The organism is Pseudomonas sp. GW821-FHT01E10, from assembly GCF_059422365.1.
Map to the genome: position 1 here is coordinate 118,158 of NZ_JBWKWT010000009.1, position 22,831 is coordinate 140,988.

15 protein-coding genes, 1 tRNA gene and 1 pseudogene are annotated in these 22,831 nt (G+C 58.4%); 9 read left to right on the plus strand and 8 right to left on the minus strand.

The genetic code is table 11. The features are described from left to right. Positions 1–136: 136 nt before the first annotated feature. Complete coding sequence (locus AC07V0_RS17555) at positions 137–1,405, minus strand: cystathionine gamma-synthase family protein (RefSeq protein WP_064621278.1); 1,269 nt, start codon at positions 1,403–1,405, stop codon at positions 137–139. Positions 1,406–1,861: 456 nt separating this feature from the next. On the opposite strand from AC07V0_RS17555, the gene wrbA reads away from it, so the two are divergent. Further along, positions 1,862–2,464 carry an NAD(P)H:quinone oxidoreductase gene (gene wrbA, locus AC07V0_RS17560; RefSeq protein ID WP_064617932.1) on the plus strand — a complete coding sequence of 201 codons (603 nt, stop codon included), beginning with the start codon at positions 1,862–1,864 and terminating at the stop codon, positions 2,462–2,464. Positions 2,465–2,980: 516 nt separating this feature from the next. Continuing rightward, positions 2,981–7,795, plus strand: coding sequence for a M10 family metallopeptidase C-terminal domain-containing protein (locus AC07V0_RS17565; RefSeq protein WP_495019752.1), 4,815 nt, complete (start codon positions 2,981–2,983; stop codon positions 7,793–7,795). Positions 7,796–7,975: 180 nt separating this feature from the next. On the opposite strand, the gene AC07V0_RS17570 is transcribed toward AC07V0_RS17565, so the two are convergent. Further along, entirely contained in the window at positions 7,976–8,476 is a 501-nt protein-coding gene (locus AC07V0_RS17570) for an Lrp/AsnC family transcriptional regulator (RefSeq protein ID WP_018925946.1), read from the minus strand. A gap of 119 nt (positions 8,477–8,595) precedes the next feature. On the opposite strand from AC07V0_RS17570, the gene AC07V0_RS17575 reads away from it, so the two are divergent. From AC07V0_RS17575 to AC07V0_RS17590, 4 genes are all read left to right on the plus strand, one after another. Next, on the plus strand, positions 8,596–9,630 hold the full coding sequence (locus tag AC07V0_RS17575) for a histone deacetylase family protein (RefSeq protein WP_064617936.1): 1,035 nt from the start codon (positions 8,596–8,598) through the stop codon (positions 9,628–9,630). A gap of 50 nt (positions 9,631–9,680) precedes the next feature. After that, positions 9,681–10,733 (plus strand): ornithine cyclodeaminase, encoded by a 1,053-nt coding sequence (gene ocd, locus AC07V0_RS17580; RefSeq protein WP_495019753.1) that lies wholly within the window; start codon positions 9,681–9,683, stop codon positions 10,731–10,733. 175 nt (positions 10,734–10,908) lie between these two features. Continuing rightward, complete coding sequence (locus AC07V0_RS17585) at positions 10,909–12,324, plus strand: amino acid permease (protein ID WP_495019801.1); 1,416 nt, start codon at positions 10,909–10,911, stop codon at positions 12,322–12,324. Between the two features lie 261 nt (positions 12,325–12,585). Continuing rightward, positions 12,586–13,236, plus strand: coding sequence for an MliC family protein (locus tag AC07V0_RS17590; RefSeq protein ID WP_064617940.1), 651 nt, complete (start codon positions 12,586–12,588; stop codon positions 13,234–13,236). A gap of 142 nt (positions 13,237–13,378) precedes the next feature. Here the strand turns inward: AC07V0_RS17590 and AC07V0_RS17595 are convergent, their stop codons facing one another. The 3 genes from AC07V0_RS17595 to AC07V0_RS17605 form a co-directional block, all read right to left on the minus strand. Further along, positions 13,379–13,720, minus strand: a complete 342-nt coding sequence (locus AC07V0_RS17595) for a hypothetical protein (RefSeq protein WP_026286402.1) — start codon at positions 13,718–13,720, stop codon at positions 13,379–13,381. A gap of 74 nt (positions 13,721–13,794) precedes the next feature. Further along, positions 13,795–14,439, minus strand: coding sequence for an ATPase (locus AC07V0_RS17600; protein WP_086944284.1), 645 nt, complete (start codon positions 14,437–14,439; stop codon positions 13,795–13,797). Positions 14,440–14,592: 153 nt separating this feature from the next. After that, on the minus strand, positions 14,593–16,095 hold the full coding sequence (locus AC07V0_RS17605) for a sensor domain-containing diguanylate cyclase (RefSeq protein ID WP_495019754.1): 1,503 nt from the start codon (positions 16,093–16,095) through the stop codon (positions 14,593–14,595). Between the two features lie 228 nt (positions 16,096–16,323). On the opposite strand from AC07V0_RS17605, the pseudogene AC07V0_RS17610 reads away from it, so the two are divergent. The 3 genes and pseudogenes from AC07V0_RS17610 (at position 16,324) to AC07V0_RS17620 (ending at position 19,289) form a co-directional block, all read left to right on the plus strand. Then, positions 16,324–16,755, plus strand: a pseudogene (locus AC07V0_RS17610) (nuclear transport factor 2 family protein). Positions 16,756–17,233: 478 nt separating this feature from the next. Beyond that, positions 17,234–17,887, plus strand: coding sequence for a hydrolase (locus AC07V0_RS17615; protein WP_253423344.1), 654 nt, complete (start codon positions 17,234–17,236; stop codon positions 17,885–17,887). A 49-nt stretch (positions 17,888–17,936) separates the two neighbouring features. Continuing rightward, on the plus strand, positions 17,937–19,289 hold the full coding sequence (locus AC07V0_RS17620; protein WP_155944796.1) for an OprD family porin: 1,353 nt from the start codon (positions 17,937–17,939) through the stop codon (positions 19,287–19,289). 18 nt (positions 19,290–19,307) lie between these two features. Here AC07V0_RS17620 and AC07V0_RS17625 read toward each other — a convergent pair. The 3 genes from AC07V0_RS17625 to selA form a co-directional block, all read right to left on the minus strand. Beyond that, positions 19,308–19,403 (minus strand) — tRNA-Sec (locus AC07V0_RS17625). Positions 19,404–19,409: 6 nt separating this feature from the next. Beyond that, positions 19,410–21,329, minus strand: a complete 1,920-nt coding sequence (gene selB / locus AC07V0_RS17630) for a selenocysteine-specific translation elongation factor (RefSeq protein ID WP_495019755.1) — start codon at positions 21,327–21,329, stop codon at positions 19,410–19,412. Beyond that, complete coding sequence (selA, locus tag AC07V0_RS17635; RefSeq protein ID WP_495019756.1) at positions 21,326–22,774, minus strand: L-seryl-tRNA(Sec) selenium transferase; 1,449 nt, start codon at positions 22,772–22,774, stop codon at positions 21,326–21,328. Before selA ends, selB begins: the two co-directional genes overlap by 4 nt. Positions 22,775–22,831 lie beyond the last annotated feature (57 nt).

Consider the following 22,831-nt stretch of genomic DNA (forward strand, 5'->3'; position numbering starts at 1 on the left):
GTTTTATTCTCATGAAATGTGCGGACAAGCGTCCTTGTAACTGGCGGTTGGGCAGTACAATTTAGTTGTCGCTGGATTTTATTATTTTCATTCTTCATGAAGGGCTTAAGATGAATCTCGAGCGTCCTGCCCGTATTCAGGCTTCTACCTCAATGAAACGTTGGGCATTATCAGCGTTAATGTTTGCATCACCGTGTTTAATTCGCACTAAAGCGAAGGCTTGTTTTAGGTCAGCCAATAAATCTGCTGAATCTTCAATACCTACGGACACTCGAACCAAGCCTTCGGAGATTCCCAGTGCCTGACGCTCTTCCAAAGTATTTTCCACGTGACTGGTCGTCCGAGCCGGCCCATAGATGGTCTCGACAGCGCCCAAATTACCCGCCCGATGCGCATACCTGAGCAGCGGTAGCAAACGAGTCACTGTGTCCATGCCTCCTTTCAGCACGAAGCTGACGATGGCTCCGAATCCGTTCATTTGCGAACGAGCGATGTCATGACCTGGATGTTGAGGCAGCCCCGGATAGTTCACCGACTCAACCAGCGGTTCGGTACAGAGGTACTCGGCCAAAAGCTTCGCGCTCGCCTGTTGCTGGCGAACACGCAGAGCCAGAGTCTTGATGCCTCGGATGATTAGATACGCCGAAAAAGGATCCAGCGAGGCACCATTGATTTCGCGGTAATGGCGAACTTGAGACATCAAATGCTCGGCGCCGCAGACCACACCACCGAGGACATCACCATGACCGGACAGGAATTTGGTCGCGCTGTGCACAACCACATCAACGCCTAAGGCGAGCGGGTTCTGATTCAGAGGCGTCGCGAATGTATTGTCCGCAACAACCAAAGCGCCCACTCGCTTGGCCGCTGCCACAAGGCGCCGAATATCAACGATTTTCAGCGTTGGGTTCGTGGGTGTTTCCAGGTACAGGACGTTGCAGCCTTTAGCGATCTCCTGCTCAAGTGCCACGGTGTCGAGCGTATCGCAAAGGGTTACCTCCACCCCCATGCGTGGAAGAAACTCCTCGAAAATCTTGTTCGTACCACCGTAGCTGTCACGCGTAGATATCACACGCTGCCCAAAGGACAGGAAGGTGTGCAGTACACCGCTGATCGCGGCCATTCCGGTACTGAAAGCTACGGCCGACTCTGCGTTTTCGAGCTCACAGAGTTTATCTTCCAAGACGGAGACAGTGGGATTGCTCATCCGGCTGTAAATGAAGCCGGGCTCCTTTCCCAATGCCACGTCATACCACTTATCGATATCGTCATAGCCATAGGCAGCACTGACCACGATGGGTGTCTGCGTCGCATTGTAGGGATGTTGAACCTGCTCTCCTCCCCATACCACTCGAGTCCCCATCCCAATGTCTGAAGCCTGGACGGCGCGTTTCTTATTTTCCATAAAGTTCTCTCGCATCAAGGGAAACACAGCCGTGTTCCAAGTGGGCTTGGGAGGACTATATGGAAAGCTCATGCTTGTGAAAAATCATGATATCCGGGAGTAAGGGGTACTTTTTTTAATGGCTGGGTACCGGGTGCCCTGACCATCCATTCACATGCCCATGCGCATTGAGTGAAGTGAATTACCTATGACAGATGCCCTCTTTGCTGCGCGCCCTTCCCCACTACACGTGCTGCCATCTGCCACCAATCGAATAGCTTCCCTGACTGCCCGGCAGGCAGCATACGGAACTGCTAGTGTTAATCCGCATGCCGTCAAAGTCCCTGCAGTCGGGTGGGTGTGAGCCTCCGTTTTGTTCATGACCGAGTGCTGCACCTGCCGCTGCTGTTCGTTGGCAGTGGTGTAACCCAAGATCTTCCTAATCCATCGAATGGCGCTTAATCCAGGAGAAAAATCATGGCGAAGGTACTGGTTCTCTATTACTCAATGTACGGTCACCTCGAAACGATGGCTGGAGCAGTGGCCGAAGGCGCACGATCCGTACCTGGCACCGACGTGACGCTCAAGCGTGTTGCTGAAACCATCCCGGCCGAACAGGCAGCAGCCATCGGCGTCAAACTTGACCAGAAGGCACCGGTGGCGACACCTGACGAGCTGGGCAATTACGATGCAATCATCTTTGGTACACCGACGCGCTTCGGCAATATGGCGGGACAGATGCGCACGTTTCTCGACCAGACCGGCGGACTGTGGATGAGCGGCGCGCTGGTCGGGAAAATCGGCAGTGTCTTTGCATCGACCGGCACCCAGCACGGTGGCCAGGAAACCACGATTACGTCGTTTCACAGCACACTCCTGCATCAAGGCATGGTCATCGTGGGTGTGCCTTACACCTGCGCAGGGCTGACCAACATGAGCGAGATCACCGGCGGTACGCCCTATGGCGCGACCACCCTGGCAGGCGCTGACGGTAAACGGCAACCGTCAAAAAATGAACTGGATATTGCGCGTTTCCAGGGTAAACACGTCGCTGAGCTTGCAATCAAGATCGCGGGTTAACGCAAGCACCTGAATGGGCGCGTATTGCAGGACACGAGCTAGCCTGTGTAAGGCCGGGGCGGACTTCACCACCGCGCCGCTGATACTCGCGGGTGGCTTGGCGATTCTAGAGAAAGCCTTGCGCGTCGGGAGTCATTGACGTAAGCGTTGTTGGATTCAGAGGAGCGACGTTCCAGTGAGGTCGCTCCTCATTACCCATGTCGCTCATACACCTCCAGCTCAAGCATCGCGCATACAACATTGCGGCAGCGCACCTGCGGGCTATCGATAGCACCTCGTAACACACCTCAATGATGAAAAACCGCTCCCACAGAGCCATCGCTCGCTACCGGAGTGAGCGTCAACAATCTGTTACTTTTTTGAAACACCTTCTCAACCGCTAATCAGTTAGTCCGGTTTTTTGACACATCCCCGATATGTGGTCATAACTTTTGCACTCCGCTGGGTCAAACCACGGTGGCTGTCGATGGAATATTGGCATCTTCCGAGGTTCTTGCCTGATACGGAGATAAGCTCATGATTTTCAATGTACAAAATTTTGGCGCCAAAGGAGATGGCATCACTGACGACACAGCGGCGATACAACGTGCAATTGATGCGGCGGCCGCCGCAGGCGGGGGGCAGGTTTACGTGCCGACCGGAACCTATATCGTTTCGGGAGGAGTGGAACCTTCCGACGGTTGCCTGATGCTCAAGAGCAACGTCTACCTGTACGGCGACGGCATGGGCGCTACCACCGTCAAGGTGGCTGACGGCTCCGACACCAAGATCACCGGAGTCATCCGCTCCGCCTATGGCGAGGAAACCCACGACTTCGGCGTCAGCAAGCTCACCATTGACGGCAACCGTGACAACACTACGGGCAAGATCGACGGTTGGTTCAACGGCTACATTCCCGGGCAAGCAGGCTACGACTCCAACGTCACCCTCGACAGCGTCGAGATCAAGGACTGCTCGGGGTACGGTTTCGACCCCCACGAGCAGACCGTCAACATGGTCATCAAGAACAGCGTGTCCCACGGCAACGGCCTGGACGGTTTCGTAGCTGACTTCCTGAGCAACAGCACCTTCGAAAACAACGTCGCCTACGACAACGACCGGCACGGTTTCAACGTCGTGACCAGCACCCACGACTTCACACTCACCAATAACGTTGCCTACAACAACGGCGGCAATGGCATCGTGGTGCAGCGCGGCAGCGAGAACATCCCCTCCCCCAGCAACATCACCATTACCGGTGGCGAGGTGTATGGCAACGGCGCCGAAGGGGTGCTGATCAAAATGTCCAGCGAAGTGGCGGTCAGCGGCGTCGACATTCACGACAACACCAGCGCCGGGGTCCGTATCTACGGCAGCAACCACGTCGAGCTTATCGACAACACGCTCCACAGCAATTCCCTGGGCAACCCCGTACCGGAGATCATCATCCAGTCCTACAACGACACCCTGGGTGTGTCCGGCAAGTACTACAACGGCAGCGATAACATCATCCAGAGCAACATCATCACCGGCAGTAACCTGTCGACCTACGGCGTTGCGGAACGCAATGAAGACGGCACTGATCGCAACGCCATCATCGGCAACACCATCAGCCACACCAGCAACGGTGCGACGCTGGTCTATGGCGACGGCAGTTACGTCAGCGACACGGTCCCGATGACCACCGTGCAAGGCACAACTGGCAACGACACCCTGCTGGGCAGCGCCGGCAGCGAGATTTTCTATGGCGGTGCTGGCAACGACACCATCAATGGCGGGGCCGGTGACGACATTCTGGTAGGCGGTGCAGGCATCGACAAACTCACCGGCGGTACCGGCGCCGATACGTTCCGTTTCACCACTCAGTCCGACAGCTACCGCAACGCAACCGCGAGCTTCGATGACACCATCACCGACTTCGATGTCACCCAGGACAAGATCGACCTCGCCGGCCTCGGTTTCACCGGCCTGGGCAATGGCCATGGCAGTACCCTGCAAGTCAGCTACAGCGCCAGCACTAACCGCACCTACATCAAGGACTACGATGCCGACGCCAGTGGCAATCGCTTCGAATTGATACTCTCGGGCAACCTCGCCAGCACTCTGACCGCCAGCAATTTCATCTTCAATCGTGTGCTCACCGGCACCAGCGGCAACGACTCGCTGCTGGGCAGTGATTCGGCCGACACCCTGCTCGGCCTGGCGGGCAACGATAGTCTCAGTGGCGGCGCGGGTGACGACAAACTCGACGGCGGTGCCGGTATGGACACCCTCACCGGTGGCGCCGGAGCGGACACCTTTGTGTTTTCCAATCGCCTGGACAGTTATCGCAATTACAACACCGGTGGTGCCAACCTCGCCGACCTGATCACCGATTTTGATATCACCGCCGACAAGATCGACCTCTCGGCCATGGGTTTCACCGGCCTGGGGGATGGCAAGAACAACACCGTGTACGTGGTGCTCAACAGTGCCGGCACCAAGACTTACATCAAGTCCCTGACAGCCGACGCCGATGGCAACCGCTTCGAAGTGGCACTGAACGGTAACTACCTCGACAAGCTGACCAGCGCCAACTTCGTCTTCGCCACGTCGTCACCGACCAACCACGCACCGGTTCTGGCCACGCCGCTGCTGGATCAGAACGCAACCGAAAACGCCCCGTTCAGCTACGTGGTGCCAGCCACCAGCTTCACCGATGCGGACAATGACAACCTCAGCTACACCGCCACCCTCGCCGATGGCAGCGCCCTGCCCGCGTGGCTGAGCTTCAATGCCACCAACCTGACCTTCTCTGGCACACCGACCAGCACCGCGTCCGGCAATTACGACGTGCTGGTCAAGGCCACAGACCCGGCCGGTGCATCGGCCAGCGATAGCTTCGCCCTGGGAGTGGCCAACACTGTCACCGGCACCAACAATGCCGAAACCCTCAACGGCACGGCGGGTGCAGACCTGATCCTCGGCCTCGGTGGCAACGACACGATCAAGGCCGGCGCTGGCGCCGACACCGTCGACGGCGGTGCCGGACGCGACTCGCTGTATGGTGGCGACGGTGCCGACACCTTCCGCTATACCAACCTGCTCGACAGCTACCGCGACTACGACACGGGTGGTATCACGGCCACCGATACGATCTATGACTTCACCGCGGGCGTCGACAAAATCGATGTGTCAGGCCTGGGCTTTGTCGGCCTTGGCGATGGCCACAATGGCACGTTGTACATCACCCTCAACGCGGCGGGCGACAAGACCTACATCAAGTCCGCCGAAGCGGATGCCGATGGTAATCGTTTTGAAATCGCCCTCAGCGGCAACTACCTCAACACCCTGACCGCCAGTGACTTCGTGTTTGGCCAGCACGCCCAGCAGGACATCCTCTACCTGCCCACCCTCGGCCAATCCAATGCGCGCCTGCTGCGCATGACGGAGGACGACAATCAGTCCGGCACCTCGATGCTGGTCAACGACCTGGACCGCTACACCCCCTATGACGTGCGCAGCCAGTTCACCGATGCCGATGGCAACGGCATCGACATCGCGGTGGGCGGCAGCACGGTCACCGGCCTGTCGACGCTCAGCGCCGAGGAACTCAAGTTGTGCTGGTGGCTGACCGACACCAACCAACCCGGGGCTGCGCTGTTGCGCGCCGTGACGCTGCTGAGCGAACAGCGCTCCGAACTGCAATCGATCAATAACGTCACCATGGGCATCATTTGGGGCCAGGGTGAGGAAGCCGCTCAGGAGATCGCCCAAGCCACGGACAAAGCAGCGGCAGCAGCGGCCTACAAGGATGCGACCCTAAAGGTGTTTGACTACCTGCATGCCCAGTTCGGCAACTTCGACGTGTACATGATGGAAACCGGTCACTACGAGCAGGACGCGGCGCGCGCCCGTGGCTATTCGGAAGAGAAGATCGCCTCCATCGTCGAGGGGGTTGGCTATGTTCACGCCGCCCAGGAAGCCATTGCCGCCGAGCGCGCCGACGTCAAGCTGGCGGTGGACTACAACGACCTCCCCTTGCGACACGAAGTCGATCCGCTGACGTATCCCGACGACGTCTGGCACCTGCACGAGGAATCGGCGGAAATCGTCGGCCAGCGCCTGGCCGACTACATCGCCAATGACCTTGGCTTCCAGGGCAACCCCAACGACAACAACAGCGTGCAGGACATTTTCGACAACAACCGGACGATGATTTCCGGTACCGACCAGGCGGATACCCTGGTGGGCAGCTCGGGCAACGACACACTGGATGGCGGCCTGGGCGCCGACACCATGACCGGTGGCGATGGTAACGACATTTATGTGGTCAACAACGTGCTCGACCGCGTGGTGGAAACCAACACCTCGACCTCGCAGATCGATACGGTACAGGCCTCGGTCAGCTGGACCCTGGGCGCCAATCTCGAGAACCTGGTGCTCACCGGCGTGTCGGGCATCAACGGCACCGGCAATGAGCAGCACAACTTCATCACCGGCAATGCCGGCAATAATGTGCTCGATGGTGCCGCAGGGGCCGACAGCATGAGCGGCGGCGATGGCAACGACACCTACTATGTCGACAACGCTGACGACGCCGTGATCGAGACCAACAGCAGTGCGGCGTCCGGAGGGATCGACAGCGTGCACAGCAGCCTGGCGGCCTATACCCTCGGCAACAACGTCGAGCATCTGTATATCGATAGCACTGGCGCCGCCAATGGCACGGGCAACGCGTTGGACAACACGCTGTTCGCCGGAGCCGGCAACAACGTGCTGGACGGACGCGAGGGCAATGACACGGTGTCTTTTGAACGCGCCGCGTCTGGCGTTACCGTCAACCTCTCGACGTCAGCGCAGCAAAACACCGTGGGTTCCGGGCTCGACACCGTGAAGCTCTTCGAAAACCTCACGGGAAGCGCCTACGCCGACACTCTGTCGGGTAACAGCGGCGCGAACGTTCTGAACGGTGGTGCGGGCAACGATACGTTGGTGGGCGGTTCGGGCAATGACCGGCTGATCGGCGGTGCCGGCACCGACAACCTCACCGGAGGCACTGGCGCGGATACCTACGTGTTTGATGCGCTGTCGGACATGGGCGCCGGCGCTTTACGCGATGTGATCAACGGTTTCAAGAGCACCGAGGGTGATCATCTGGACTTCTCCGGCCTGGACGCCAACCCGCTGACCACTGCTATCGACGCCTTCACCTTCATCGGCGCCAACGCCTTCGACCCTGCCGACGCCACCGGCCAACTGCGCTTTGCCGATGGCATTCTCTATGGCAGTGTCGATGCCGACGCCGCCCCCGAGTTCGAAATCGCACTGGTGGGCGTCACGGAGTTGCACGCCAGCGATTTCACAGCCTGAGTTACGCCCAAAAGGGATTTGCAGTGCTCGAAAAATCGAGGACAGCCACAGGTCAAAATGCAGGAGCGGGCTTGCCTGCTCCTGCATTTTGCATTCTGGTACGGGGGCAGGCGTCAATTTCGCCAGCGAGAAAAAACTCGGTCAAGGTAGGTTTTGGAAAGGTGATCCAACCCCTGCCCTTCAGTCCTTGCTCGATTTGGGTATCGCAATACGGCTACTGGTCTTGACCTCGCGTAATGCCAGGCTGGACTGGATGGAGGCAATACCCACCTGGCGCCTGAGCACCTGCTCGATAAAGTCACTGTAGCTATCAAGATCCTCTGCCAACACTTGCAGCACGTAGTCGGCATCCCCGGTGATCTTGTGGCAGGACAACACTTCGGGCAACTGCGCAATCACCGCCTCGAAGTCGTCGGGGGCGTGATCGGCGTGGGTGGAAAAACGGATGTGCACGAACGCCATGATGTCCAGCCCCAGCATTCGTCGATCAAGGTTAGCCTGATAGCCCTTAATCACTCCCGCCTCCTCCATTCTCTTACGCCGCCGCCAGCAAGGCGTAAGGCTTAACGACAGGCGCTCACTGAGCTCGGCGTTGGAGATACTCGCATCCTCCTGCAGCAATGCGAGAATCGCCAGGTCGGTGTCGTCGAGACTGATGCGCTTGGATGTTTTTTTCTGCATTGCGCCATTCCTGAGTAAAACCTCCCGTAATATCTACCAAACACCGAAAACAAAGCAAAGAAATCGCATCTGTACCAGAACAAAATATTTGTACTGGCTCACATCAACGGATGCGCACAATGTTTACAGTTTTCAGTGATTCCCACCGTTTGCACCACGGCACCGAATTGAAAGACGGCGTACTCAAGCCGTCCTTCGAACAGCCCAGTCGGGCCGATACCGTCCATCATCGGGTCAAGCAGGTCGGGCTTGGTCAGGTCATCGAACCGCGAGCCTTTGACCGGTCGTGCTATGTCAACGCGCACAGCGAGCGCTACGTAACCTTTCTTGAATCGGCCTGGTCTGAATGGAGCGCAACCGGACGCACCCACGATGCCTTGCCGCTGGTATGGCCAGTGCGCGATCTGGCTAACGAGCATGTGCCGGCTTACATCGACGGCAAGTTGGGTTTCTACGCCATGGACGCCGGCTCCCCGATTACCGCCACCACATGGCAAGCGGTAAAAACCAGCGCCGATATCGCGCTGACCGGGCTGGCGCTGATCGATGAAGGCCACGACAGTGCTTTTGCCCTGTGCCGTCCGCCCGGCCATCACGCAGCACGTGAATACATGGGCGGCTATTGCTATCTCAACAACGCCGCCATTGCCGCACAGCACGCCATTACCCAAGGCGCCAAACGTGTCGCGGTACTGGACGTCGACTTTCATCATGGCAACGGCACCCAGAACATCTTCTACGGGCGCAGTGACGTCATGTTTGTCTCGCTGCACGGCGAACCGACGGTGTCCTATCCGTATTACTCAGGCTACAGCCACGAAGTCGGCGCCGGCCACGGCGAAGGTTACAACCTCAACTACCCGTTGCCGAAGAACACCACCTGGGAAAGCTATCGCAACGCCCTGCTCCACGCCTGCAAGAAACTTCAGCAATTCGCCCCTGAAGTGCTGGTTATTTCACTCGGCGTCGACACATTCAAGGACGACCCCATCAGCCACTTTCTGCTGGAAAGCGACGATTTCATCGGCATCGGCGAGCTGATAGCGGGCGTGGGCTGCCCCGCCCTGTTCGTGATGGAGGGCGGCTACATGGTCGATGAAATCGGGATCAATGCGGTCAACGTGCTGCACGGTTACGAAAGCAAACGCACCTGAGTCATCCCCTGAATCGCAGCGTTTCAACTATTGAATCGGAGAATAAAAACATGACTCTTTTTATAGACGTCGATCATGCCGCACGCCTGTTCGCCAAGGTGGGAATCCGTCGGGCAATACGCGAAATGGCGGCTTACATCGAAGCTGACTACTCACGCTGGGCGCAGTTTGATAAGTCGCCGCGCACCGCCAATCATTCGGCCGATGGTGTGATCGAGTTGATGCCGACGGACGATGGTCAACAGTACTCGTTCAAATACGTGAATGGTCACCCGGACAACGGTCAAAGCAATTTGCTGACGGTCATGGCCTTCGGTGTCCTGGCCGATGTCCACAGTGGCTATCCAACCTTGCTCAGCGAACTGACATTGACCACCGCCGTGCGCACAGCCGCGACCTCCGCCCTGGTCGCGAAGTCCCTGGCGCGCCCTGATGCAAACATCATGGCAATCATCGGCAATGGCGCCCAGAGCGAATTTCAAGCCATCGCCTTCTACGAAATGCTGTCCATCAAGGAAATCCGCATTTTCGATATCGATCGCGACGCTTCACTTAAGTTGAAGCACAACCTAGCCGCATTCCCGGATATCGAGGTGATTCTGGCCAACTCGGTACAGGACGCGGTCAAGGGTGCGCGCATCGTCACCACGGTCACTGCAGACAAGGCCTATGCAACGATTCTGACGCCCGAGATGATCGAGCCCGGCATGCATATCAATGCCGTCGGCGGTGATTGCCCTGGGAAAACCGAACTGCACGCCGACATCCTGCGCAATGCCCGGGTCATCGTTGAGTTTGAACCTCAAACCCGGATTGAAGGCGATATTCAACAACTGGAGGCCGACTTTCCCGTCGTCGAATTCCTCCGGATTGTTCAAGGTGAAGTCGCGGGCCGTGAGAACGACGCCCAGGTCACGGTTTTCGATTCCGTGGGTTTTGCACTCGAAGACTTTTCGTCACTGCGCTACGTGCACGACCTTGCGCGGGAGCATGCCATCGGTGAGCGCATCCATCTGGTGCCGACGCCTGCCAACATAAAAAACCTCTATCAACTGCTTGATCAGCAGCCAGCAGTTCCCTCGCGCCTGCGCACAGTCAGCTGATCGCCATAGGTGAGGCCTCCTGAGCAAAGTGCCAAGGGGCTACTCACCGTGTGACCGGACGAGAAACCCTGCCACACGCAAACCACCACCGTCAGTAGCCGTTGCATCTCTAACAAGAACGCTAGACACCCACTTTCTGCCAAAACTCAAAAACATAAAATCAAGAGGTTTTGTAATGAAAACGACTCCGTCCGGGCTGCCTGAACAGCCCGCGCTGCAGCGCACCCTCAGCAATCGTCACATTCAGTTAATGGCCATGGGAGGCGCCATTGGTACAGGGCTGTTCATGGGCTCCGGGAAGATCATCGCCCTTTCCGGCACGTCGATCATCCTCATCTATATGATCATCGGCTTGTTCGTCTACTTCGTCATGCGCGCCATGGGCGAACTGTTGCTCTCCAACTTAAACTTCAAAAGCTTCGCGGATTTTGCCGGTGCCTACCTTGGCCCGCGAGCGGCATTTTTTCTCGGTTGGTCGTACTGGCTGAGTTGGAGCGTCGCGGTAGTGGGTGATGCCGTGGTGGTCGGCGGCTTCTTTCAATACTGGTTCCCTGATGTACCCGCCTGGATACCGGCCATCGGCGTGCTAATGACGCTGTTTGCCTTGAATGTGTTTACGGTCAGGCTTTTCGGTGAAGTGGAGTTTTGGTTCGCGATCATCAAGATCATAGCCGTCGTCACCTTGATTGGCGTCAGCATGGTGCTGATTGCCAGCTCCTTCGTCTCACCCAATGGCGTCACTGCCTCCCTGAACCACCTGCTGGATAAACAGGCAGCCTTCCCCAACGGCCTGTTCGGTTTCTTTGCCGGTTTCCAGATGGCCATCTTCTCCTTTGCCGGCACCGAGCTGATCGGCACAGCAGCAGCCGAAACCCGCTCCCCCGAGAAGACCCTACCTAAAGCCATCAACTCGATTCCGCTGAGAATCATCCTGTTTTATGTGCTGGCACTGGCCTGCATTATTGCGGTGACCTCCTGGCAACAGGTTTCGCCCAACAAGAGTCCTTTCGTCGAACTGTTTCTGGTTGCGGGATTTCCCGCAGCAGCAGGTATCGTCAACTTTGTCGTGCTGACATCTGCCGCCTCATCGGCCAACAGTGGCGTATTTTCATCCAGCCGCATGCTGTTTGGGCTGGCCAGTCACGACAATGCACCAGGGATTTTTCGGCGTTTGTCGGGCAATAGCGTGCCTCTGCTGAGCCTGGCGTTCACCACACTGTTGATGCTGGTGGGAGTATTGTTGCTGTTCATCGTTCCGGAAATCATGACAGCGTTCACCATCGTCTCGACCGTGTCGGCGATCCTGGTGATTTTCACTTGGTCGACCATCCTCGCGTCGTACATTGCCTATCGCAGAAGCCGGCCCGACCTGCATGCGCAATCGGCCTACAAGATGCCTGGCGGCGTGCCGATGGCCTGGTTCTCCTTGGCGTTCCTGGGCTTTGTTCTCTGTTTGCTGGCATTAAGACCTGACACCCGAATTGCTTTAATGGTCATGCCGGGGTGGTTTATATGGTTGGCAATTGCCTATCAGCTGACCCACACCTGGAGGCCCAAACCCGCAGCTGGATCGATAAGTCAGTACAACTGATTTTACCTGGAGCCTTTGGGGGCGCCCTCTAGAGTGACGTGGCATTTGTGGGGCACCTGCGGGTCGAATAGCTGCAGGCGAAGGCCGTCAAATTTCAGTGGCGGCCAACTCGCTCCTGCAACCCCACCGCCGCCGAGCGGTATGGCAAGTTCTGAGCACTGACTTACACTGCGATACACCAATGCGAACGAATAACTATTCAACGCATCGATCAATCCCACGGCAATCCGGGCATCACGTAATGATCTGGGTGAAGCCAACATGAAAACGGTCACGGCCCTTTTCACCTGTCTACTCGCTGCCAGCGTATGCGCGGCGGCGAGCACTTGTGTTAATGCAGCACCAACCTTCAAGACCAGCTTCGACTGTGCCGAGGCAAAGGCGTCCGTCGAAAAGCTGATCTGTCGCGATCCGCAGCTGGCGCAGATGGATATCGAACTGACGCGTCTTTATCGCCTGGCGCTCACGGATGAACATTCAGTGCCGCGTCCGGACAAAATCATGATCGACCAGCAGTTCTGGATCGATGCCCGCAATCAGTGCGCCTCCACACCTGTACCCAAGGCGTGCACAGTACGCAGTTATGCCGAGCGCGCGTACCAGTTGCGTCAAGGCTCGGCCATCGTGAGAACCAAGGACCCATACAGACTTACCGAGGGGCCCCTGGCTTTTCGTTGTACAGGGCTTGCCCCGCTGGTTGCCGCCACCTTCTTCACCACGCAGCCTGGTGTCGTGTACCTGAAATGGGCGAACACCTCGATCGTCCTGAACCAGGAGCCGAGTGATTCGGGAACCCGATACACAGGCAAGGACTCCCAAGGGAATTACAGTTTCTGGCAAGACGGCGACGTGGTGCTATTCCAGAAGCCAGGCTCAGGGCCAATGAGTTGCAAGGCCGAGCCGGTCGGTTGATGTCTCTGGCGCAAGTACCGGCGCCCTGCTCCCAGCCCCAAAACCTGCACGCAAAAAAAAGCCCCGAAACCACATAAGGTACGGGGCAAAAAATTGGTTGGTTGCGGCCAACCAAAGGAGCATTTTTCAAAGCTGTTACGGGTTACAGGCAATCCTGCGCGGCACGTTCAAAACTCGAAGGCATGAAGTTCGACGCCAGCAAGTGGCGCTCATACAAAAACACCTTGCCGCCGTTCGGCGCTTTGTAGGCTTCCAGAACGTTGTCCGCGGCGACTTTGCTTGGCACCACGATCCGGTAGCTGCGCTGGGTTTGCGAGACCGTCGGGTTCAGTGCGCTGCCCTGCAACTTCGGCACCACGCAATCGGCGTACTCGGCAGGCGTTTTTTTCGTCTGCAGGATCTGCGTCGGGTCGTTCGGCGCAGTGGCACAACCGGCCAGCAGCAAGGTGGCGAAAGCCATGGCAGGAACAAATAAAGGGCGCATCGGTGCAGTCCTGAAGTAAAAAATCTGTTTCGTTGCGCAACGGGTCACTGTCGTTGCGGTTATGGTCCGGGTGTTCAGCCAGCAGTCACCAGGGTTTTGAGCGAGTCATCGAACTGCTTCAAGGCGCTGAGTTGCAGGTCGCGTTGTTGATCAATCTGGGCGGCAATCTCGGCTGCCGCTTTACGGTGTACCCAGACCGAAGGCATTTGTTTCTCGACAGCGCCTTCGGCCTTGCCGATGTATTGCAGGTTGGCGTCGTAGAACCGTGCGGCGAAACGCGCTTCGACCTGACTGTTGCGTTGGGTCAGCAGACGGTTATGCGTATCGAGCATCACCACCACATCCGGATGGGCCTGCAACAACGCATCGAGGTTGTTGTAGACGGTCACCGACAGGAACTGCTGCTGTAACGAACTCATCAGCCAGTCGATTGCCAACTCTGGGTCGGAGCTGTTGATGAACGCGTCGCGAATCCGCGCATCCAGCGCATCGCGCGCGCCGTTCACCGCCACATCGTGGTAACGCTCGAGGTATTGCAGGTTATCCAGGGTGTTTTCGCTGTACAGAACACCGACGGTTTGCGAATGCTGCAATCCGGTACTGGCGCCGGCGATGGGCAGAAAATGGCACGACTGGGCGTCGTCTGCGTAGGCGGTTGCAGCAGTAACAACCCCGCCCATCAACAGGGCGACAATTGCCAGTCGGATCAATGTCTTCATCGCGCAAATTCCTTGAGCTGCGTCTTCGACGGAGGCGATTTTCCGCCTTTACCCGATCCAGCAGAACTTGCGTTTCTTGATTGTCACTATCACTTGAACCGATAGTTGCGCCGCGTGCCGATAGTTCGCTCTTTCCTCCAAGTGCCTGCTTGATCACGCGACGCTCAGCTGATTTCTCCCCTGCGACTTTGCCGCATAAAGTGCGCGGTCTGCACGACCGATCAGTGCCTTTTCATCAGTGTCGCTGCCGTCGGCGACATAAGTTGCCACCCCCAGGCTGACGGTCACGATACCTAACGGGCTCGACAAATGCGCAAGCTGCTCGGCCGCAATCCCCGACAGGATCGCCTCGGCAACCTTGCGCGCTCCTGATTCGTCCGTATTGGGCATCACCACGGCGATTTCTTCCCCGCCATAACGAGCCGCCATGTCTCCCGGGCGACGTACACAGTGCTTGATCGCCTGACCAATGATCCGTAGACATTCGTCTCCAGCGAGATGGCCGTAGTGATCGTTGTAGCGTTTGAAAAAGTCCACATCGATCAGAATCAGTGACAACGGGCTTGCGAGTCGCTTGGCGCGTTTGAGTTCGACATCCAGGAACTGATCGAAATGCCGGCGGTTGGCGAGGCCGGTGAGTTTGTCCTCGCTGGCGAGAACTTCCAGCGTCTGGTTAAGCTCGATCAGTGCGGTTTGAGTGGCGAGCAACTTTTCCTCCGCCCGAATACGCCGGCTGATGTGGGAAATCAGCCGGCGTCCCAGTGCAACCAGGAGGCCCAGCAACAGCAGCACCACAGCGACAGATTGCTTTGTCTGACTGAGCCACGCTTGCATTGCCTCGGCCTGCCCCACCGCAACCGTCGTGACGACAGGATATTGATCGTTTCTCTTGAACGCGTAGAGGCGATGGATGCCATCGACATTCGACGCAAAATCCACGGTGCCCGATGAGCTGTTGCGCAAGTATTCGGAGAATATCGGTGCGCGCGACAGATCACGGCCGATGTCTTCCACTTGAAAGGGAAACCTCACCAGCAGGCGCCCTTCGGATGAGGTCAGGCTGATCGCGCCGAATTGCCCCACATGGATGCTTCGATAAAGTTTGAGGAAGTGTTCAAGGCTGATGGTCGCGGCGATTACCCCGGCAAAACTTCCATCAGGGTGATCGATGCGTCGGCTGACCGAAATCACCCAGGCGCACGTGGCCCGGCTGAGAATCGCCGGGCCGATATAGATACCGCGATCCGCGACATCTCGGTGATGCTTGAAGAACGCCCGATCTGCGTTGTTGCTATTGGATGAGATCAGCATGTTGGTCGAGAATAGCCAGTCCCCCTGGGCGTCATACAGCACCACACTATTTAATTGCGGGAGCGCATCCATCTGCTGGGCAACCAACTTGCTCAGCCGTTCGAGTTGCTCCGGACCGGTGCCGTCTTTCTCGATCCTTTCTGTCAGGCCCAGCAACAGCACTTCACTTTGCTTGAAGGTGCCCTCGGTGTAAGTGTTGAGCGCGTGAGTCAGGTTCAATGTATCGGTATTGATGTCGCTCAAGGTGTTCTGTCGGGCTGTCCATGTCTGCCAGGCCGTCAGCAGCACCACGGAGACACACACCAGAAAGATCAGAAAAGTGGCAAGTCGAAGATCGCGTTTCAAGGAAATACCGGGCTGTTGAGTACACTGGCGTCAAAGGCTGCGCATTATAGAAGGCTTTTGGCCAGCATTGCTGATGCATATGGATAGGTCAGCCCTGCGCCGGGAATGTTTCCAGGTCGGCAAGCCATATCTGCGTCAATTGGTAAAAACCTGATATGTTGTACGATGACAGATGAGTTGACGTAATCCATCTGTCGTCCTCGCACCTATAACAACAAGGAATTACCCATGAAAAAAGTGAAACTGATTATCGGTTTTCTATGCCTGTTCAGTGGCTACGTGGCGGCCTCCCCCGCATCGAGCGAGAAGGATGTTGCCACTGCGGTAGACCATCTGACTCAAGCGATGCTGACCAAAAACGTCCCACAACTGAATGCGCTCACCGCTGAAAACCTGACCTACGGGCATTCCAGCGGGAAAGTCCAGGACAAGAAAGAGTTCATCGCCGACATTTAAAGCGGAAAAAGCGCTTTCAAGACGCTGGAGATGCAGAACCAGAAAATTACCGTATCGGGTGATGTGGCGTTGGTCCGCCATCATTTTTCGGCGCAGGTCATCAAGGGTACCGAGATTGTTCCCACGGAAATCGAGAACTTTCAGATCTGGCAAAAACAGCAAGGCAAATGGTTACTGGTAGGACGACAAGCGTTCCGGCTCTGACCTGGCGAGGGGTGTCAGGCAGTTGCAATGCTGGATGTGCCGGCCTCTTCGCGAGCAAGCCCGCTCCCACACTGGATTTTCTGTGAGCACATTATTTGTACACGCCAGCGATCACTCGTGGGAGCGAGCCTGCTCGCGATCGCGTCCCTTGCTACACCGCTAAACAGCGGCCTTGAACCCCTCCCTCCTCCCGCTGCAACGCCCGAGCCTGAATCACATCCAGCACGGCACAGCCTTCGCGCGTCAGTAGATGCACCGCCCGGGTGACGCGGGTCAGGTCGCAATCAGAAATGCCTTTGAGGTTTCGGGGCCGAACGCGGAGCGTCCATTGAGGCGTTCCTTTGTATGCTCCGCCGCCCCACCTTTGTGCCGATGCGCCTTGAAGCAAAAACAGCACATCGACTCAATAACTGCGTCGAAATCTGCGCAACCATAGGCCTTGTGAACCAACCCTCAATCCACTTGCAAGGACATCACCATGGCCATCGCAAAAGCTGTACCGGGCAAAACCCTGCTGACCCCAACCGACCACACCCTGATCATGATCGATCACCAGTCGCAAATGTCCTTTGCGACCAAGTCGATCGATGCCGTCACCCTGCGCAATAACGCCGCACTGGTGGCCAAGGCAGCCCGGGGCTTCAAGGTGTCGACCATCCTCACCACCGTTGCCGAGAAAAGCTTCTCCGGCCCGATCTTCGACGAAATCAAATCGGTGTTCCCGGAACACAAAGTGATCGACCGTACCAGCATGAACACCTGGGAAGACGAGCGCATTGCCGTTGAAGTCAACGCCATCGGCAAACAAAAAATCGTCCTGGCCGGCCTGTGGACCTCCGTGTGCATCGTTGGCCCGGCACTGTCGGCCCTCGACCAAGGCTTCGAGGTGTACTTCATCGCCGATGCCTGTGGCGATGTCTCCATCGAAGCCCATGAAATGGCCGTGCAACGCATGATCCAGCTCGGTGCCCGCCCAATGACTTCGCTGCAATACCTGCTTGAACTGCAGCGCGACTGGGCACGCACCGAGACTTACGACGAGACGGTGAAAACCTCCATCGCCAACGGTGGTGCCTATGGTCTGGGCCTGATCTACGCCAAGACCATGTTCCATGCCTCTGAAGGCCATTGAGAATAAATAGCGACTCTTCGGAGTCGCTGTTTCAGGCGGGAGATCAATCATGTTTTCTTTACAAACCCTCCCGCGCATTTCCGGGCGGAAGGACGTACCCAGGGCGTCCTTCTGGCTCTGCGTGTTTTTTGCCGGAACAGCCCTGGCGGATGAGACACCGGATTCCGCGCAAGGATTTCTCGAGGGCGGGAAGCTTGAGGTGCTCAGTCGAAATTTCTTCCTCAACAGCGACTACCGCTCACCCCAGCCTTCGGGCAAGAACTACAAACAAGAGTGGGCTCAAGGCTTTATTGGCTCATTTGAATCCGGATTCACCCCCGGCACGCTGGGTTTCGGCGTCGACAGCCACGCGTTTATGGGGCTGAAGCTCGACGGCGGCAAAGGGCATTCGGGAACCGGGTTACTGCCGCTGGACAGTGACGGTCGCAGCGAAGACAACTATTCCAGTGCCGGTGGCGCGCTGAAAATCAGGGCCTCCCGAACCACCCTGGCCTTCGGTGAAATGACCGTGGAAACCCCGGTGTTCGACACCTCCGACAAACGCCTGCAACCGGAATACGCCACGGGCTTTCTGTTGAACAGCAACGAAATCGACAACATGAAACTGGTGGCTGGTCATTTCACGGCGTTCAAGAATCAGGACAACACAACAAGCAAGGGCAACTTTTACGGCTACGGCGCCAACACCGAAGCCGGTGGCATCACGTTTCTGGGCACCGACCTGTTCACAAACAGTCCTGTCGGCGGCGCGTTGTACGCCTCCGAGCTGAGCGACACCTGGCGCCAGTATTACGCCAACCTGCACCTGAAACAGTCCGCCGTGTTCCTCGACGCCAACCTGTACCGCACGCAGGACACCGGCAAGGCACTGGCCGGTGCCATCGACAACACCGCCTACAGCCTCTCGGGCAAATACACCCTTGATGCCCATGCCTTTACCCTGGCCTGGCAACGCATCAATGGCGACACACCGTTCGACTTCGTCGGTGGCGACTCGATTTACCTGGCCAACTCGATCAAGTACGCCGACTTCAACGGCGCCCATGAACGCTCCTGGCAGGCACGCTACGACCTCGACCTCGGTGCTTATGGCATCCCCGGCCTGAGTTTCATGACGCGTTATGTCCGGGGCAGCGACATCGACGGCACCCGTGCGCCCAAGGGTGGGGCCTACAACCCGTTCGACCCGACCATCGGCGAGTACGTACCTCAACAGGGCGATGGCGGGCGGCATTGGGAGCGCGACATCGACCTGCGCTACATCGTGCAGTCAGGCTCCGCCAAGGGGTTGTCACTGCAACTGTCCCATGTGTCTCATCGGGCCAACACCGCTCAGGCGGGCGATGACATCGACAGGGTTTACGTCGTCATCCAGTACCCGCTGACCTTCGGGCACCTGTGATCGAGATCACCATGGAAATGGCGGAAGGCAGCCGGAGTCGAACCTGCCCGGGAACGGATGCCGTCCCCAACCGGGTTTGAAGCCCGGCCGCGCCACCGGGCGCGATTGCCTTCCTTGAAGTCAGACTGCGGCTTGTTGGGCCAGTGCATTGTCGAGCCGGATATGGCGTCGATCGCCAAAGCGGCGGGTCAGGCCGAGCCGGTCGAAGTATTCAAGAATCTGAATACTGCGCTTGCGCCCCAGGCCCACGGCATCGCGAAACCCGACGACCTGGATCACCGGGTTATCGCTGGCCAGTTGCACCAGCATAGCCGCCAATCGGCGCAGCAGCGTGTCGGTGTAAAACAGGTCACGAACGATTTGATGCAGCAGTCCCAACCGGGCCATCTTGCGCAGCAGCAGGCGCACGGCAGCCTCGTCATGGCCAGTGGCTTTGGCCAGATCACGCACCCACGGCGGATCGAAACCCGCCTGTTCGAACAATGGCTGCAATTGTTGCCAGAGGCTTTCGTCGTCCTCGCTCAAGCGCACCTGGTGATCGGGTAAATGCAGCCACGGGCCGCAGGCCGTCATTGCACCACTGGCCAGTAATTCGTCGAGCAGGCTGATAAAGGTCGACCGTTCCAGCACGCTGCCGGCGAAGCGACGCAGGCGATCCCGGTCCGGTCCCATCTGGTCCGGTTCGAGTTGATGAAAGCGTGCGAGGTGTTCCAGCAGCGGCGTTTTCTGGGCTTCCCAACGCACCGCGCTGAACAACAATGGCCCCTGCCGCGTATCGATGAGACGCACGTCATCGGGCAATTCCCAAGTCTCGCGCGAACGGTTGAACTGACGCTCCAGGCGCAGCGGATCGAGCCCGGTGTCGCTGTTGGCCAGCAGTGCCGGCAGTGCCGCTTCCAGACTATTGGTGGCGGACAGCGCTTGTAGCTGCGCCAATCGCTCAGGGCTGCGACGATGTCGGGCCGGGGCGAACGGGTCCAGCACTTGGCCACCGCCAAGGGTGCGTTGGGCGCTTTGGTCGCGCAGGATCAAGCGGTCGCCCTTCACTACCAACACCGGCGCATTGACCAGCAGTTGCGCGAACATCTGCCCGCCCGGTGCCAGGCTTGCGCCTTCCAGCAAGGCCACCCGCCCCGTCACGTCCTGAGTTCCAAGATGCACATGCACCGGTTGAAAGTGTTCAAAGCTTCGCGATTCGCTGGTCAACACCCTCAACTGGATATCCAGACGCTGGGTCGGCGCATGCAGCCATTCGGCCACCAGCCAGTGGCCACGGTGGATCTGCTCCAGGGCCAGACGCTCGGCACTCAGGTTCAGCGCGACGCGCTGCCCGGCCATTGCGTTGTCAGCGGCCTGGTTTTGCGCATGCAGGCCACGTACTCGCACCAGTTTGCCCTGCGGGCTCAACATCAGCGTATCGCCCACCGCCACTTGGCCGGACAACGCCGTACCGGTCACCACGATGCCTGCGCCGGCCACGCTGAAGGCCCGATCAATCGCCAGACGAAAACCGCCGCCGGTGGTGCGTTGAACAACCTCATGCTGTGCATCCAGCAAGGCTTGGCGCAGTGTCTCGATGCCCTCGCCAGTGACACTCGACAGCGGGATTTGCGGCGCGCCGGCATACGGGCCGGGCGCCAGTAATGCATCGATCTGCTCACGAACAGCCTGCACCCGAGCCGAGGCAACCCGGTCGCACTTGCTGATTGCAATCAGTGCCCGAGGGATGCCCAGCAACTCGACAATCGCCAAATGTTCACGGGTTTGCGGCATGACGCCGTCATCGGCCGCTACCACCAGCAACACCAGATCAATCCCCTGAGCACCAGCCAGCATGTTGTGGGTGAAGCGCTCATGGCCGGGCACGTCGATAAAACCGGTCAGGGCGGCGCCCGGTTCCAGCGCCGCATAGAAATAGCCCAGGTCGATGGTCATGCCGCGTTCGCGTTCTTCGCGGCGACGATCACCGGCCTGCCCGGTCAGTGCCTGGAGCAAGGAAGTCTTGCCGTGATCGATATGCCCCGCCGTGCCGACAATCACCCGTCCCGGCCCTCCTCCTGCAGTTGATCGAATCGCACCAGCTGATTGAGCTGCGCCAGCCATGCCGCTTCGTCATCTAGTTGGCGCACGTCGAGCCACAAGGCGTCATCGTCGATACGCCCGAGCACCGGAATGGGCAGTTGCCGCAACGCTGCCTCCAGCCCTAGTAATCGTCGCCCACGCAGGCGTTTCGAAACGTTGGGCCGCAGGCATAACGCGGCGCTGGGCAATCGGGCCACGGGTTGGCTGCCGCTGCCGATCATGCCTAACGCCGGAATCGCGCTGACGCTCCAGCCATCGCCCAGCACCTGCGCCAATGACGGTTGCAGGCGTTCGGCCTGGGCGAGGATGTCGGCTTGGGGCCGGGTCAATAGACGCAGACTCGGCAGTCGTTCGGCCAGACGATCGGGATCGCGGTACAGCGCCAATACGGCTTCGAGGGCGGCCAGGGTCAGTTTGTCGACCCGCAAGGCACGCTTGAGCGGATTCTTCTTGATCCTGGCGATCAGGTCTTTGCGGCCGACGATCAATCCGGCCTGAGGCCCGCCAAGCAGTTTGTCGCCGCTGAAGGTGACGATGTCCGCACCGTCGAGCAACGCCTGGCGCACCGTCGGTTCGGCGGGTAAACCCCAGCGAGTCAGGTCCAGCAGGCTGCCGCTGCCGAGGTCTTCGAGCAAGGGCAGTCCGTGGCGGTGAGCCAGCTGCGCCAATTCCGCCGTCGGCACTCTCGCGGTGAAGCCTTCGATGCTGTAATTGCTCGCGTGTACGCGCATCAGTAGACCACTGCGCGGGCCGATGGCGGCCTCGTAATCGCGGGCATGGGTGCGGTTGGTGGTGCCCACTTCGTGCAGCTTGACCCCGGCGCGGGCCATGATGTCGGGAATGCGAAACGCGCCGCCGATTTCGATCAGCTCACCTCGGGAGATGATCCCTTCCTTGCGTGCACCCAGGCTGTTGAGCGTCAGCAACACAGCGGCGGCATTGTTATTGACCACCGTCACCGCTTCGGCGCCGGTCAGTTCGCGGATCAAGCCTTCGATCAAATCGTCCCGGTCGCCGCGCTTGCCGCTGTGCAGGTCGAATTCCAGATTGAGCGGATAGCGCGCAGCCCGTTGCACCGCTTCAATGGCTTGTTCCGGCAACAACGCGCGACCGAGGTTGGTGTGCAGCACCGTGCCGGTGAGGTTGAACACCCGGCGGATCTGGCTGCGATGCTGAATTGCCAGACGCTCACCTGCCCTCCCCGCTAATACGTCGGGGGCGATTTCAATGGCAGCGAGTTCACCGTTGTGCACCGGCTCGCGCAAGTCATCGAGCAATTGCCGCAGGCCGGCCAGCAGTGCGTCGTGTCCGTAACGCTCGGCCAACGGTTGGCAGGCGGGATGGCGTAGCAGGCTGTCGATGGAAGGCAGCCGCAAGGTTTTGCCGGCGAGGGTTGCGGGCATCAGAGGCTCCCGGAAGCGAGTGACCGTCGCGTCTGAGTGTAGCCTCTGGGATCGATA